This is a genomic window from Polaromonas sp. P4_F6, from assembly GCF_056401275.1.
The window spans coordinates 199,817-215,098 of record NZ_JBFUJQ010000008.1; the positions used below are offsets into that span (position 1 = coordinate 199,817).

Sequence of the window (15,282 nt, forward strand, 5' to 3'; positions counted from 1 at the left end):
CCGCCTGAAGCTTCTTGCCTCTCCAAAAAACACCTATGCCCATGGCCGCCGTGTCCCTGACTCCCCGAGCGCTTTATGAAGAAGTCGCCGAGCTCTTGCGCCAGCGCATATTCAGCCGCGAGCTGGCGCCGGGCAGCTGGATAGACGAGCTCAAGCTGGCCGAGGAATACGGCATCAGCCGCACGCCGCTGCGCGAGGCCCTGAAAGTGCTGGCCACCGAGGGCCTGGTCACCATGAAGGTGCGGCGCGGCGCTTATGTGACGGAAGTGTCCGAGCGCGACCTGGCCGACGTCTACCACCTGCTGGCCCTGCTCGAGAGTGACGCGGCCGGCGTGGTGGCCGCCCAGGCGACGCCATCCCAGCTCAAGGAGCTGCAGGGCCTGCACGAGGAACTTGAAAAAGCCGCCGGCAACCGCGAGCGCTTTTTCGAGATCAACGAGGCTTTTCACATGCGGCTGCTGGAAATCGCCAACAACCGCTGGCGCGACCAGATGGTGGCCGACCTGCGCAAGGTGATGAAGCTCAACCGCCACAACTCGCTGCTCAAGAGCGGCCGCATCGAAGAGTCGCTGGCCGAACACCGCGCCATCATGCAGGCCCTGGCCGCGCGCGACGCCGAGGCCACCGCGCAGCGCATGCGCGAACACTTCAAGAACGGGCTGGAAGCGGCAGCCTGACAAGCCCATGGCTGGTGTCAGGCGTGCGGCTGCGCCTCCCAGTGCTGCACCACCTTGCCGTGTTTGTCCACGCTTTCAAGCAGCACGCGAAAACCCCAGAGGCGCGCGACATGCTTGATGACTTCCTGGACGTCGTCGGTGAGCGTCCTGTCGTTGTGGCGGCTGTGGCGCAGCGTCAGTGAGCGGTTCCCGCGCACATCCACGTCCCAGACCTGGATGTTGGGTTCGCGGTAGTTCAGGTCGTGCTGGCGCGACAGCGCCTCGCGCACATGCCGGTAGCCGTCGGCGTCGTGGATGGCCGCCACCTCCAGCTCGGGCTGGCCGGCATCGTCCACCACTGAAAAAAGGCGGAACTCGCGTATCAAATGGGGCGACAGGTATTGCCCGATGAAACTCTCATCGCGGAAATGCCGCATCGCGTAATCCAGCGTCTCCCGCCAATCGGAGCCCGCGACATCCGGCAGCCACAGCCGGTCTTCATCCGTGGGGGACTCGCAAATGCGCTTGAGGTCGGTGAACATGGCAAAACCCAGCGCATAGGGATTGACGCCGCTATAGGCCGGGTGCGTCACCGGCGGCTGGTAAATCACATTGGTGTGGGAGCGCAGGCATTCGATCATGAAGCCGTCGGTCAGCAAGCCCTCTTCATACATGCTGTTGAGCAGCGTGTAATGCCAGAACGTGGCCCAGCCTTCGTTCATGATCTGGGTCTGGCGCTGCGGGTAAAAGTACTGGCCTATCTTGCGCACGATGCGGATCACCTCGCGTTGCCAGGGCTCCAGCAGGGGCGCGTTTTTCTCGATGAAATACAGGATGTTTTCCTGCGGCTCCGGCGGGAAGCGGCGATTGGGTTTTTCGGCCGGCTTGTCGGCGGGCTTGGGCACCGTGCGCCAGAGGTCGTTGAGCTGCTGCTGCAAATAGGCCTCGCGGTCCTTGCGCCTGCTCTCTTCCTCCGCGAGCGACAGCTTCTGCGAGCGCTGGTAGCGGTCCACGCCATGGCTCATCAGTGCATGGCAGGAGTCCAGCAACTGCTCGACGGGCTCCCAGCCGTGGCGCTCCTCGCATTCGCTGATGTAGGCCCGCGCGTAGACCAGGTAATCGATGATGGCGGCGGCATCGGTCCACATCTGGAACAGGTAGTTGCCCTTGAAGAAAGAGTTGTGGCCGTAACAGGCATGGGCCATCACCAGCGCCTGCATGGGCATGGTGTTTTCTTCCATCAGGTAGGCGATGCAGGGGTTGGAATTGATCACGACTTCGTAAGCCAGCCCCATCTGGCCGCGGCGGTAATTTTTTTCCGTCGAGATGAACTGCTTGCCGAAGGACCAGTGCCGGTAATTGACCGGCATGCCCACGGACGCATAGGCATCAATCATCTGCTCCGCGGTGATGACTTCGAGCTGCACCGGGTAAGTGTCCAGGCCGAAGGACTTCGCCGTCCGCGCAATCTCGCCGTGGTAGAGCTCGATCAACTCGAAGGACCAGTCGGACGGGCTGGGCAGGCAGGCGCGTCGGCGCCCTGTACCGGATACACCGGACAAGCTCGGGGCCGCGACTTCGGCAGGCTTTTTCGCACTGGTCTTTGTCATGGCTTGACGCCTTTTTTGAACAGTTCCCTGAACACCGGAAAGATCTCGTCGGCGGCGGCGACTTTGCGCATCGCGAAGTTCCGGTGCTCCTCCTGCACCTGGGTGTACTCCTCCCAGAGGTTCTGGTCTTCTTCCCCGACCTGGACATAGGCGAAATAGCGCGACACCGGCAGCAGCTTGCCGACCAGCAGTTCGCGGCAGCGGGCCGAATCCTGGTGCCAGTTGTCGCCGTCCGAAGCCTGGGCGCCGTATATGTTCCAGTCGCCGGGCGGGTAGCGCTCTTGGATGATCTGGTGCATCAAGGCCAGGGCGCTGGACACCACGGTGCCGCCTGTCTCGGTCGACTGGAAAAACTCTTCTTCGGACACCTCGGTCGCCTGGGTGTGGTGGCGGATGAAGATGACGTCGGTCCTCTCGTAATGCTTTTTGAGGAAAAGGTACAGCAGGATAAAAAACCGTTTGGCGATGTCCTTGCGTGTTTCATCCATGGAACCTGAGACATCCATCAGGCAGAACATGACCGCCTTGGCGCTGGGCTGCGGCACCCTGACCCGGTTGCGGTAGCGCAGGTCGAAGGGATCAAAAAACGGGATGGTCTTGAGCCGCCGGCGAAGCGCCTCGATCTGTGTTTTCAGGGCCAGAATCTCGCCCGGCAAGCCGGGCGCCCCGCGCTCGGCCAGCGCCAGTTGCGCTTCCATCTCATGCAATTGCCGCCGGGTTTCCCCGCCTATGGCGATGCGCCGGCTCAGCGCCACCCGCAGCGAGCGCACAACGTGCAGGTTGGTCGGCGTTCCGTCCGAGATGAAACCGGCGCGGCGTGACTTCCATTCCGGCGCATCGGGCAGAAGCTGGGTGCGAATCAGGTCGGGCAGCGCGAGGTCGTCAAAGAAGTACTGCATGAACTCTTCGCGCGTGATGCGAAAGACAAAGTCGTCTTCGCCCACGCCGTCGGGGCTGGCCTCGCCGCCCGAGCCGCCGCCGCGGCCGCCCTGCGGCTTGGCAATGCGGTCGCCGCGCACGTATTCACGGTTGCCGGGATGCACGCTCTCGCGCGTGCCGCCGGTGTGCTCAAACACCGGCTGGTAAACGTCGCGCCGCGGCAGGGTGACGTCTTCGCCCTGTTCGATGTCGTGGATGCTGCGGCCGGCGACGGCGCGGCGCACGGTATCGCGTATCTGCTCGCGAAAGCGCCGCAGGAAACGCTCGCGGTTGCCTATGGACTTGTTCTTGCCCGACAACCGCCTGTCAATGACTTGCTGGAGCACGGTGATCTCCGGTCAGATACACATGACACATGGCGCGTCCGCCGCGGCGCGCCATGGACTCAGGAACTCTTGCGCACCCGCAGGTACCAGTCGCACAGCAGGCGGACCTGGCGCGTGGTGTAGCCCTTGGCGACCATGCGGTTGACGAAGTCCTCGTGCTTTTGCTGCTCGTCCGCGCTGGCCTTGGCATTGAAGGAAATCACCGGCAGCAGGTCCTCGGTATTCGAGAACATTTTCTTCTCGATCACGGTCCGCAGCTTTTCATAGCTGGTCCACAGCGGATTCTTGCCGGCGTTGTTGGCGCGCGCGCGCAGCACAAAATTGACAATCTCGTTGCGGAAGTCTTTCGGGTTGCTGATGCCGGCCGGTTTCTCGATTTTTTCGAGTTCGGCATTGAGCGCCGAGCGGTCGAAAATTTCCCCGGTATCGGTGTCGCGGTATTCCTGGTCCTGGATCCAGAAGTCGGCGTAGGTCACGTAACGGTCGAAAATATTCTGGCCGTATTCCGAATAGGACTCCAGGTAGGCCGTCTGGATTTCCTTGCCGATGAACTCGGCATAACGCATGGCCAGGATTTCCTTGATGTAGGCCAGGTACTTCTGCTCGGTCTCCGGCGGGAACTGCTCGCGCTCTATCTGCTGCTCCAACACATACATCAGGTGCACCGGGTTGGCCGCGATCTCGGTGGAGTCGAAGTTGAACACCTTGGACAAAATCTTGAAAGCGAATCGCGTCGAGATGCCGTTCATGCCCTCGTCGACGCCCGCATAGTCGCGGTACTCCTGGTAGCTCTTGGCTTTCGGGTCGGTGTCCTTGAGGTTTTCGCCGTCGTACACCTGCAGCTTGCTGAAGATGCTGGAACTCTCGGGCTCCTTCAGGCGCGTCAGCACGGCAAACTGCGCCATCATCTTCAAGGTGCCGGGCGCACAGATGGCCTCGCGCAGCGAGGAGTTGTGGATCAGTTTTTCATAGATCCGGATTTCCTCCGACACGCGCAGGCAGTACGGAATCTTGACGATGTAAATCCGGTCCAGGAAAGCCTCGTTGTTCCTGTTGTTCTTGAAGGCCTTCCACTCGCTTTCGTTGGAGTGCGCCATCACGATGCCGTCGAAGGGAATGGCGCCGAAGCCTTCCGTTCCCTTGAAGTTGCCCTCCTGGGTGGCGGTCAGCAAGGGGTGCAGCACCTTGATGGGTGCCTTGAACATCTCGACAAATTCCAGCAAACCCTGGTTGGCCAGGCACAGGCCGCCGGAATAGCTGTAGGCGTCGGGGTCGTCCTGGGCATAGGTTTCCAGTTTGCGGATATCGATCTTGCCGACCAGCGAAGAAATGTCCTGGTTGTTCTCGTCGCCGGGCTCGGTCTTGGAAATGGCGCATTGCTTCAGGATGGAAGGAAAGCGCTTGACCACGCGAAAGCGCCGGATGTCGCCGCCGTATTCCTCGAGGCGCTTGACCGCCCACGGCGACATCACCCGCTGCAGGTAGCGCGGCGCGATGCCGTACTGCGCTTCCAGCAGGGGAGCGTCCTCGGTATTGTTGAACAGGCTGAGCGGCGACTCATTGACCGGCGAGCCTTTCAGCGCATAAAAAGGCACCTGCTCCATCAGCTGTTTGAGCCGCTCGGCGATCGACGACTTGCCGCCGCCCACGGGGCCCAGCAAGTACAGGATTTGTTTTTTCTCTTCCAGGCCCTGCGCGGCGTGGCGGAAGTAGGAAACCACCTGCTCGATGGGATCCTCCAGGCCGTAGAAGTCCTTGAATGCCGGGTAGATCTTGATGACCTTGTTGCCGAACACGCGCGACAGGCGCTGGTCATGCCGGGTGTCCAGCAGCTCCGGCTCGCCGATGGCGGCGAGCATGCGCTCGGCCGCGGTGGCATAGACGAGAGGATCTCGCTTGCAGGCATCGAGGTAGTCCTCGATGGACAGTTCCTCTTCTCGCGTCTGTTCATAACGCGTCAGAAAATTACGGACGACATCCATAAATCCTCCTATGCGCGCGGGTACCGAAGAACCCCGACTCGAGATGGAAACCTGCTCCAGATTCCGCGCTATGCATCGAACTTTTGTCTCACACCAGGTGACTGATAGATCGCGACTTCAATGGAAAGTTCCAACGAACTATCGACTCCATTATTTTCCAAATGTGCGAATAGGTACAGCGTATTTTTTAACGAATGCGAATGATGTGTGTGCTTCTGTGCACATGCCGGCAACGGTGTGTGCTTGTCATGCCGGCCGTTGAGCTTGCTATATTTTCAATAGCTGATCATGCAGGTGATCAGACAGCTCCGGGAGGTTTTGTTGAGAACGCGATTTGCTTGCCGCTATCCATTTCAAGATGCGGCCGCATTCAAAAGACAAAACTCATGCACACACGTTGCGCGAACAAACTGCAGGACGCAAGCCGAAGTCGCCAACGCGTGTCAGGAATTTCAAGTTCCTTCTGTCAGTATGGGCCTTGAATGTTTTTTCGTCAGCCCCTTGCCGGCGCCCGTTACAAAAAATACGCCGGGCAAGATCAATGCGGCACCCACTGCGTGGTGCCAGCCCAACGGTTCGCCCAACACACCCCAGGCGGCCAGCCCTGCATACAAAGGCCCGAGATACAGCGACACCGCCACGCGGCTGGCGCCCAGGATTTTTTGCGCCCAGCCGTAAATCCAGTAAGCGCCCAGTCCCGGCACAATCGCGGCGACCACAATCAGCCACAGGCCGTAGCCGCTCAAGGGCAAGGCCTCGGCTCGCGACATTTCCCACACCGTCAAGGGAAGCAGCACCAGCGTGCCGCCTATGCAGATGGCAGCCAGGCGGGCCGTGGCGCCCAGCGGGCTGGGCCACTGCTTTTGCAGCAAGGCATAAGCCGCCCAGGACACCGTGGCGGCCACGATCCACAGGTCTCCGGCCGAGAACTGCACTGCAGCCAGCGCGGTCCACTGGCCCTTGACCACCACGTGCACCACGCCGGCGATGGCCAGCACCACGCCCAGGCCCTGGCGCAGGCTCAGGCGCTCGCCCAGCCAGACCACCGCGCCCAGGCCTATCAGCACCGGCGAGGCCGAATAAATCAGTGCGATGTTCATCGCGCCCGTGGAACGCGCCCCCTGGTAAACCCAGGCGCCGCAAATCACCATGCCCAGGGTGCCCAAGACCAGGTACTGCCACCAGACCTTGGCGATGTGCTCCCGCTGGCGCCACAGCTCGGACCGGGTCAGCAACAGCAGAAGCAGCGCCGCCAGGCCCCAGCGGCCAAAGGCCAGCAGATAAGGGCCTATCACGCCCGGCGCCTTGCGCGCCACAATGTAGTTGACCGTCCAGAGCGCCGGCACCAGCCAGAGCAAGGCCAGCGCCCGGCGCGCCTGTTTTTGCGCGGAATCAGGCATGGGCCATGGTGGTGGCATCGGCCAGCGCCGATGGCGATACAGCCGGCATTTCATGCGCCAGCGCCATCACGGCATGCGGCGGCATGTCGCGCAGGCGATGGTCGCTCCAGACCTGGCGCCAGCGCCGCGCGCCTGGCAGGCCGTTGCGCAGGCTCAGCATGTGGCGCGCGATGGCGCTCTTGGGCGTGCCGTGCTCGGCGGCCTCGCGCACCATGTAGTCGCACATCTGCGACTCCACGGCCTCGCGGCTCAGCGGGGATTCGGCGGCGCCGAAGAAGGCGCTGTCCCAGGAAGCCAGCCACCAGGGGTTGTGGTAGGCCTCGCGGCCAATCATCACGCCGTCAAGCGCGGCCAGGTGCCCGGCCACCTCTTCCTCGGTGTTGATGCCGCCGTTGATGCAGATCCCCAAGTGCGGGAATTCCCGTTTGAGGCGGTGCACGAGTTCATAACGCAGCGGCGGTACCTCGCGGTTTTCCTTGGGCGACAGCCCCTTGAGCCAGGCGTTGCGGGCATGCACGATAAAGACCTTGCAGCCGGCCTCGCTGACCGTGCCCACAAAGTCGCGCACAAATTCGTAGCTCTCGCCCTTGTCGATGCCGATGCGGTGCTTCACCGTGACCGGCACGGCTACCACGTCGACCATGGCTTTCACGCAATCGGCCACCAATTGCGGCTCGGCCATCAGGCAGGCGCCGAAGGCGCCGCGCTGCACGCGTTCACTGGGGCAGCCGCAGTTCAGGTTGATTTCGTCATAACCCCATTGCTCGCCCAGCCTGGCGCACTGCGCCAGGTCGGCCGGTTCGCTGCCGCCCAGCTGCAAGGCCACGGGATGCTCTTCGGCATTGAAGCGCAGGTGGCGCTCCACGTCGCCGTGGATCAACGCGCCCGTGGTCACCATCTCGGTGTAAAGCAGGGCATGGCGCGACAACAGCCGGTGGAAGTGGCGGCAATGCCTGTCGGTCCAGTCCATCATGGGGGCCACGCTCAGGCGCCAGGGATGTCCGGCGTCCGGAGAGTGCGAGAAAGAAGGGGTGGAAACCGCAAGAGGCATGGCGACATTTTCCCAGAAAGGCCGCGGCCCGCGGCGGCAAGGGTTTTGCGGCGCAGCCGGCACCACCGTTACATGTGCGAACACTCCGCCGTTTTCGTCAAACCGCCGTGCGGCCGGGGCGGCAAGCCGGGTAATATATGAGCGCTCCATTCTTTGTAGCAACAGGCCATGCTTGAGACGCAAAAATCCATGACGACCACCATGCCGCGAACCCAGACAATGCCCCGCCCCGCCCCCTACCTTCACCGCCTGCGCCCACTGGCCCTGCTCGCGCCGCTGGCCCTGCTGGCAGCCTGCACCTCGGTTCCGCTGCCGCCGTGGACACCGCCTTCGGCACAGCCCGCCGTTGTCGCTCCGGCTCCTGCCGCGTCGCGCCCTGCCCCGCCGGCTGCCGTGCAGGTAACGCCCGTACCGGCAGCCCCGGCCGCGCAGCCCTCCTCGCCCGCCGCCCAGGGCGAGGCGCCCGCCCCTTACAGCGCCGCCGTTGCCGCCCGCTTCCCGGCGCCTTCGGTGACTTACAACACGCCCGGCCTGCAGGCAGGCCGCAGCAGCTTCACCACCCAGGCCGAAATCCAGGCCTGGCTGCGCGAACAGGCGGCCGCCGCCACGCGCACCCCGGGCTTGCGGGCCAGCGTGCTGCCGATAGGCCGCTCGCAACGCGGCGAAACGCTGGAGGCGCTGGTCCTGACGCGCGCCGGCGGCACGGACCCGGCCGTCATGCAGGCTGCCGGCAAGCCCACGGTGCTGCTGGTCGGCCAGCAGCACGGCGACGAGCCGGCCGGCAGCGAGGCGCTGCTGGTGATTGCGCGCGAACTCGCGCAGGGCCTGCTACAGCCGGCGCTCGAGCGCATCAACGTGGTCATCGTTCCGCGCGGCAATCCCGACGGCGCCGCCATCGACCAGCGCGCCACCAGCGGCGGCCTGGACATGAACCGCGACCACCTGCTGCTGAACACACCCGAAGCCCAGGCATTGGCCCGGCTGGCCCGCGACTACAAGCCGACCGTGGTGGTCGATGCCCATGAATACACGGTGGTGGGCCGCTACCTGCAGAAATTCGGCGCGGTGCAGAAGTTCGACGCGCTGTTCCAGTACGCCACCACCGCCAACCTGCCCGAGTTTTTGACCAAGGCCGCCGAAGAGTGGTACCGCCGCCCGCTGCTGGCCGCGCTCAAGGGCCAGAACCTCAGCAGCGAGTGGTACTACACCACCTCCGGCGACCTGGCCGACAAAAAAATCTCCATGGGCGGCACGCAGCCCGACACCGGCCGCAACGTGAACGGGCTGAAAAACGCCATCAGCCTGCTGGTCGAGACGCGCGGCGTCGGCATAGGCCGGCTGCACATCCAGCGGCGCGTGCACACCCAGGTCACGGCCATCACCAGCGTGCTGGCCAGCACCGCCCAGCGCGCCAATGAATTGCAGCAGCTGCGCCCCTACCTCGACAAGGAAGTCAGCGCTCAGGCCTGCAAAGAGCAGGCCATCGTCGAAGCCGCCCCCACCGCCGCCCAGTACGAACTGCTGATGCTGGACCCTGTCACCGGCGTCGACAAGGCCCTCAGCGTGGACTGGGATTCCGCGCTCGCGCTGCGCACGCTGAAAGCCCGGGCCCGTCCCTGCGGCTACTGGCTGTCGGCCGCGTCCACCGTGGCCGTCGACAGGCTGCGTCTGCACGGCGTGCAGGTCATGCGTGTGGCCGAGCAGGGCTCCATGCTGGGCGACAGCTACCGCGAAACGGCCAGCACCTCGGGCGAACGCCAGGACGTGCGCGGTACCATCGCCGACGGCAACGCCATCATCAAGGTGCAGGTCAGCCTGGCGCGCGGCGTGGTCGACGTGCCGCGCGGCAGCTACTACGTGCCGCTCAACCAGCCCATGGCCAATCTCGTGATCGCGGCGCTGGAGCCCGACACCCAGAGCAGCTTTTTCGCCAACCAGCTCCTGCAAGGGCTGCAAAGCACGGTGCGCGTGATGGCCGAGCCCAGTGTCAAGCTTGAAGAGCTGAACTAGGAATCAGGCCCCCACGGTCGCTCACTGCGTGTAGCTCCCTGCCCCCCGAGGGGGCCGCCCGCCTGCGGTCTGGCAAAGCCAGTCCCGCGGCTCATGCTGAGTTGAAGAGTTCTTTGATCGCGATCGGCGATGGAGTGTCTTGCCAGCGGGGGCCACGGGTCCGGCTTTGCCGGCCCCAGGCGCCGCCCCTTGAGGGGGAACAGGCTACACGCAGTGAGCCTGGACGGGGGGATTGACGTTCACGTCTTACAGGAAGAGGATGTAAGCGCTGACCGGAAATACCCAGTTTCCGCGCCTTAATGATTCGTTGTTGCAACGCAATGCATGAAAGGACTCGCCATGAAGCACTTTGAGCTGACCAAAAAAATGCTCAGTATGGGCGGTGTGTTTTACCCCACCGGATACGCCTTCATCATGTTCCCGGACGCCGACGACGCCAGACATGTGGCGCATGAGCTGGAAGTGGCCAGCGACGGCGTCATGCTGCTGACGCCCGAAGACATCATCGCCGACATCAGCCGCGCCGACGGCCATTCGGACGTGCGCCTGCCGCGCGTCGGCACCGAAGGCGCCACCGTCCACAAGTATGTGGACCTGGCCCGCGAAGGCCACCATGCGCTGATGATTCCCGTGCCCAACAAGGACGCCACGGAGCGCATCATGGAGGTGGTGCGCAAGGTGCCGTTCTCTTACGCACAGAAGTACCACAGCCTGGCGATCGAAGACCTGGAATAAGGCCTGTCCCACGGGGGTCAAGGGGCAATCGCCGGCGATTGAAAACCAGCCCGGCTTTGAGGCACACTGCGCCTCATGCCATCCACACCGACGCCCCGCATCCGGCAACTGATCGAACAGCTGCGGCTGCAGCCCCACCCGGAAGGCGGCTGGTACCGCGAGGTGTTCCGCTCCGCGGGCCAGGTCATGCCGCAGGACGGCAGGCCCGCGCGCAGCGCCCTGACCTCCATTTACTTTTTACTCGAAGCCGCGCAGCACTCGCGCTGGCACCGCGTGCTGTCCGACGAGGTGTGGGTGCACCTGGAAGGCACGCCGCTGGAGCTCTGGACCTGGGACGCGGCGGACAGCCGCCTGCACAGCGCCATCCTGGGCCCCGTGGGCACCGCCACCCTGCCCCAACATGTCGTGGCGGCCGGCTTGTGGCAAGCCGCCAGGCCCCGGGCCGCTGATGCCGCGGGCTACACACTGGTGGCCTGCATGGTCGGGCCGGGCTTTGATTTTTCGGACTTCAGCATGATGGCGCCGGGCGGCAGCGAAGCCCGGCGTCTCGCCGCCGGCCACCCGCAGCTGGCGCACCTGATCTGACGCACTTCACTTTTGAGGATTCCCATGATTGACCTGCATTACTGGCCCACGCCCAACGGATGGAAAATCTCCATCATGCTGGAGGAATGCGGCCTGCCCTACCGCCTGCACCCCGTCAACATCGGCAAGGGCGAGCAGTTCGCGCCAGACTTCCTGGCCATCAGCCCCAACAACCGCATGCCGGCCATCGTCGACCACGCACCCGCCGGCGGCGGCGCACCCGTGGCGGTATTTGAAAGCGGCGCCATCCTGCTTTACCTGGCCGAAAAAAGCGGCCGCTTCCTGCCCACGGAATTGCGCGAGCGCTACCAGGCCCTGCAGTGGCTGATGTGGCAGATGGGCGGGCTGGGCCCCATGGCCGGGCAGAACGGCCACTTTCTTTTGTACGCGCCCGAGAAAATCCCTTATGCCATAGACCGCTACGGCAAGGAAGTAGACCGGCTTTACGGCGTGCTCGATGCGCAGCTGGCGCGCACGGGCGCGTTTGTGGCCGGCGCCGATTACTCCATTGCCGACATGGCCATCTTCCCCTGGGTGCGCACCCACAAGGCGCAGCAGGTGGAGCTGCAAAAGTTTCCGCATGTGCAGCGCTGGTACGACGCCTTGTTCGAGAGGCTGGCCGTCAAACGCGGGCTGGACCTGGGCAAGGAGCTGCGCGCGCCGGCCCTGACCGAAGAGGCGCGCAAAGCCCTGTTCGGCCAGACCGCGCAAAGCGTGCGCGAGGGCGCGCACAAGATGTCCTGACTTCCCCCAAAAAAGAACAGCCCCCAAGAGACACACCATGATTGAATTTTTCTTCGACTGCTCCAGCCCCTGGACCTATATCGCCTTTCGCAACATCCAGCCGCTGGCGGCCGAACTCCAGGAGACCATCAACTGGAAGCCCGTGCTGGTGGGCGGCATCTTCAACAGCGTCAACAAAGGCATTTACGCGGCGCGCGAAGACATGGACACGCCCAAGAACCGCTACATGCTCAAGGATGTGCGCGACAACGCGCGCGAAGCCGGCCTGAAGATCGCCTTCCCGCCCAAAATATTCCCGGTCAACAGCGTCAAGGCCATGCGCGGCTGCCTGTGGATTGCGCAGGATGCCGCGGCGCAGCCGCACTACCTGGCGTTCATCGAAGCCACTTTCGCGGCCTATTTCACGCGTGAGGAAGACATCTCGCAGGACGAGGTACTGGCCGCGATTGGCCGGCAGGTGGGCATTGATGCCGAAGCGTTTCTCGCCGGCATCGCCAGGCCCGACATCAAGGAGCAGCTCAAGGCCAACACCGACGAAGCCATACGCCGCGGCGCCTTCGGCTCGCCCACCTTTTTTGTGGGGGAGGACATGTACTTCGGCAACGACAGGCTGGCGCTGGTGCGCTCGGCCGTGCTGCGGGCCAGGGCGACTGCGATTGGCTGAACTGAACCTCAACCCGGCACGGAGAAACCACCACCATGCACATCGCCATCCTCACTTTTGAAGGCTTTAATGAACTTGACTCGCTGATCGCGCTCGGCATCCTCAACCGCGTCAAGAAGCCGGGTTGGCGGGTGTCGATTGCCAGCCCCACCGCGCGCGTGAAGTCCATGAACGGCGTGGTGCTTGAAGCGCAAGCATCGTTGGCCGACGCGAGCGCCGCCGACGCGGTCATCGTCGGCAGCGGCATGCGTACGCGCGAGGTGGTGGCCGATTCGGCCTTGATGGCGCAATTGCGGCTGGACCCTTCGCGGCAGTTGCTGGGCGCGCAGTGCTCGGGCACGCTGGTGCTGGCAAAACTCGGGCTGCTTGCCGGTGTGCCGGCCTGCACCGACCTGACGACCAAACCCTGGGTCGAGGAAGCCGGTGTCACCGTGCTGAACCAGCCTTTTGTGGCAAAGGGCAATGTGGCGACAGCGGGCGGCTGCCTGGCCTCGCAATACCTGGCCGCCTGGGTCATTGCCCGCCTGGTGGGCCTGGCGGAGGCGCACGGCGCGATGCATTACGTCGCACCCGTGGGAGAAAAGGAAGACTACGTCGCGCGCGCGATGCGCAATATCAGGCCCTTCATCGACACGCCGCTCGCCACGGCCTGAGGCACTAGTGGCTTGCGCCCGGCGCTGCGGCCGCGCCGGAGCGCTCCAGCACATGGCGCGTCATGGACTGCGCCAGCTCCTGCTCGCCAAGGAAGACCTTGCCGGCCTTCTCGCTGTCGAGCAATCGCGCTTCGGCCTCGTTATGGGTGCGCACCACGATTTCAATGGCGGGGTTGAGCGTGCGCGCCGTCGCCACCATCTGCCGCACGTCCAGGGTGTCGGGCGTGGCGATCACCAGCATGCGCGCCTGCGCGATATGGGCCTGCACCATCACTTCGGCCTCCACCGCGTCGCCTGACACGGCGGCCATGCCCTCAGCCCGCAGCCGCTCCACCGCCTCGCGGTTCTGCTCGGCCACCACAAAGGGGACGTGGTGCGCCTTGAGCGCCTCGGCAATGCGCCGCCCCACCCGCCCATAACCCACCAGCACCACGTGGTTGGACAGATATTTTTCGTCGGTGCTGGCCGGCAGTTCGGCGGTCGGGTCGTCGCGCGCCTCAAGCTTGCGCGCCAGCGGCGACTTCGCCAGTATCCATTGCTGCAGCGGCTGCACCGCCTTGAACACCAGCTGGTTGAGCGCAATGGAGATCAGGGCGCCGGCCAGCACCAGGCTTTGCCCCTCGGGCGGCAGCAGGCCCAGCGAGGCACCCAGGCCGACCAGGATGAAGGAGAACTCGCCGATCTGCGCCAGGCTGGCCGAGACCGTGAGCGCCGTGTTGAGCGGGTAACGAAAGGCCAGCACCAGCACGCCGGCCGCGAGCGTCTTGCCGACAATGATGATGGCCACCACGGCCAGCACCTGCAGCGGCCGCTCCAGCAGCACCCAGGGGTCGAACAGCATGCCCACCGACACGAAGAACAGCACGGCGAAAGCGTCGCGCAGGGGCAGCGACTCCTCGGCGGCCCTGTGGCTGAACTCGGACTCGCGCATCACCATGCCGGCAAAGAAGGCGCCCAGCGCGAAAGACACGCCGAACAGCGCCGTGGCGCCGAAAGCGATGCTCACGGCGGCCGCCACCACGCACAGCGTGAACAACTCGCGCGAGCCGGTGCGCTGCACCTGCCACAGCACCCAGGGGAAGAAACGGCGCCCCACCACCAGCATCAAGGCCACAAAGCCGCCGACCTGCAGCAAGGTGATGCCCAGCGTTTTCCACAGCGCGTTGACGTCGGCATCGACCTTGCCCGACAGCCAGCCGCCCAGCGGCGGCAGCAGCACCAGCACCAGCACCATGGCCAGGTCTTCGACCACCAGCCAGCCCACGGCAATGCGCCCGTTGACCGAATCGAGGATGCCGCGGCTTTCCAGCGCGCGCAGCAGCACCACGGTGCTGGCCACGGAAAGCGAGAGGCCGAACACCAGCGCGCCGCCCAGGTTCCAGCCCCACCAGTGCGCCAGGCCCATGCCCAGCGCGGTGGCCACCGTCATCTGCACAACGGCACCGGGCACGGCGATCTTGCGCACCGCCAGCAGGTCGTCGAGCGAAAAATGCAGGCCCACGCCGAACATCAGCAGCATCACGCCGATTTCAGCGAGCTGGCTGGCGATCTCCGCGTCGGCCACAAAGCCGGGCGTGAAGGGCCCGATGATCACGCCCGCCAGCAGATAGCCCACCAGTGCGGGCAAACGCAGCCGCACCGCAAGAAAACCAAAAACAAGGGCCAGGCCCAGGCCGGCGGCGATGGTGCTGATCAGGGAGACGCTATGGGGCATGCGAGAGGGATTCCTTCAGAGAGGGTTAAGAGCCGTTCTGACTCCAAGGAAGGCCTGCGACGCAGCCCGGCAGGCGGGCTGTCCCCGTAGAACACGTTGGTTTAATTTACTACAGTTGCCTGGGCGCCCACCCGCCAAATCCCCACGCGCCCGCAGGATGTTTGCGAGGCCTGGCTCCTGGCAGGCCCTGGGCGGCCACCTTGAGCCGCTTGC

The 15,282-nt window shown here is 64.3% G+C and carries 13 protein-coding genes; 7 read left to right on the top strand and 6 right to left on the bottom strand.

Translation table 11 applies throughout. From position 1 onward, the window contains the following. Positions 1 to 41 precede the first annotated feature (41 nt). Complete coding sequence (locus tag AC1DUN_RS18755; protein WP_477715331.1) at positions 42 to 677, top strand: GntR family transcriptional regulator; 636 nt, start codon at positions 42 to 44, stop codon at positions 675 to 677. 17 nt (positions 678 to 694) lie between these two features. Here AC1DUN_RS18755 and AC1DUN_RS18760 read toward each other — a convergent pair whose 3' ends face one another. From AC1DUN_RS18760 to dusA, 5 genes are all read right to left on the bottom strand, one after another. Next, on the bottom strand, positions 695 to 2,266 hold the full coding sequence (locus tag AC1DUN_RS18760) for a SpoVR family protein (protein WP_477715278.1): 1,572 nt from the start codon (positions 2,264 to 2,266) through the stop codon (positions 695 to 697). After that, positions 2,263 to 3,537, bottom strand: a complete 1,275-nt coding sequence (locus tag AC1DUN_RS18765; RefSeq protein ID WP_477715332.1) for a YeaH/YhbH family protein — start codon at positions 3,535 to 3,537, stop codon at positions 2,263 to 2,265. The genes AC1DUN_RS18760 and AC1DUN_RS18765 overlap by 4 nt, the downstream gene beginning before the upstream one ends. A gap of 53 nt (positions 3,538 to 3,590) precedes the next feature. Next, on the bottom strand, positions 3,591 to 5,513 hold the full coding sequence (locus AC1DUN_RS18770) for a PrkA family serine protein kinase (protein WP_477662973.1): 1,923 nt from the start codon (positions 5,511 to 5,513) through the stop codon (positions 3,591 to 3,593). 452 nt (positions 5,514 to 5,965) lie between these two features. After that, positions 5,966 to 6,913 carry a DMT family transporter gene (locus AC1DUN_RS18775; protein WP_477715279.1) on the bottom strand — a complete coding sequence of 316 codons (948 nt, stop codon included), beginning with the start codon at positions 6,911 to 6,913 and terminating at the stop codon, positions 5,966 to 5,968. Beyond that, on the bottom strand, positions 6,906 to 7,964 hold the full coding sequence (gene dusA, locus AC1DUN_RS18780) for a tRNA dihydrouridine(20/20a) synthase DusA (RefSeq protein ID WP_477715280.1): 1,059 nt from the start codon (positions 7,962 to 7,964) through the stop codon (positions 6,906 to 6,908). Before dusA ends, AC1DUN_RS18775 begins: the two co-directional genes overlap by 8 nt. A gap of 219 nt (positions 7,965 to 8,183) precedes the next feature. On the opposite strand from dusA, the gene AC1DUN_RS18785 reads away from it, so the two are divergent. The 6 genes from AC1DUN_RS18785 (at position 8,184) to AC1DUN_RS18810 (ending at position 13,355) form a co-directional block, all read left to right on the top strand. Then, entirely contained in the window at positions 8,184 to 9,974 is a 1,791-nt protein-coding gene (locus AC1DUN_RS18785) for a M14 family metallopeptidase (RefSeq protein ID WP_477715281.1), read from the top strand. Between the two features lie 339 nt (positions 9,975 to 10,313). After that, a complete protein-coding gene (locus AC1DUN_RS18790; protein WP_477715282.1) occupies positions 10,314 to 10,709 on the top strand; it encodes an RNA-binding protein in 396 nt (131 codons plus the stop codon). 75 nt (positions 10,710 to 10,784) lie between these two features. Next, entirely contained in the window at positions 10,785 to 11,294 is a 510-nt protein-coding gene (locus AC1DUN_RS18795) for a cupin domain-containing protein (protein WP_477715283.1), read from the top strand. Positions 11,295 to 11,318: 24 nt separating this feature from the next. After that, positions 11,319 to 12,038: a glutathione binding-like protein gene (locus tag AC1DUN_RS18800; RefSeq protein ID WP_477715284.1), complete on the top strand. Its 720-nt coding sequence runs from the start codon at positions 11,319 to 11,321 to the stop codon at positions 12,036 to 12,038. 37 nt (positions 12,039 to 12,075) lie between these two features. Next, positions 12,076 to 12,702, top strand: a complete 627-nt coding sequence (locus tag AC1DUN_RS18805) for a DsbA family protein (RefSeq protein ID WP_477715285.1) — start codon at positions 12,076 to 12,078, stop codon at positions 12,700 to 12,702. 35 nt (positions 12,703 to 12,737) lie between these two features. Continuing rightward, positions 12,738 to 13,355, top strand: a complete 618-nt coding sequence (locus AC1DUN_RS18810) for a DJ-1/PfpI family protein (RefSeq protein ID WP_477715286.1) — start codon at positions 12,738 to 12,740, stop codon at positions 13,353 to 13,355. A 4-nt stretch (positions 13,356 to 13,359) separates the two neighbouring features. On the opposite strand, the gene AC1DUN_RS18815 is transcribed toward AC1DUN_RS18810, so the two are convergent. Further along, a complete protein-coding gene (locus tag AC1DUN_RS18815; protein WP_477715287.1) occupies positions 13,360 to 15,069 on the bottom strand; it encodes a cation:proton antiporter domain-containing protein in 1,710 nt (569 codons plus the stop codon). Positions 15,070 to 15,282: the final 213 nt, after the last annotated feature.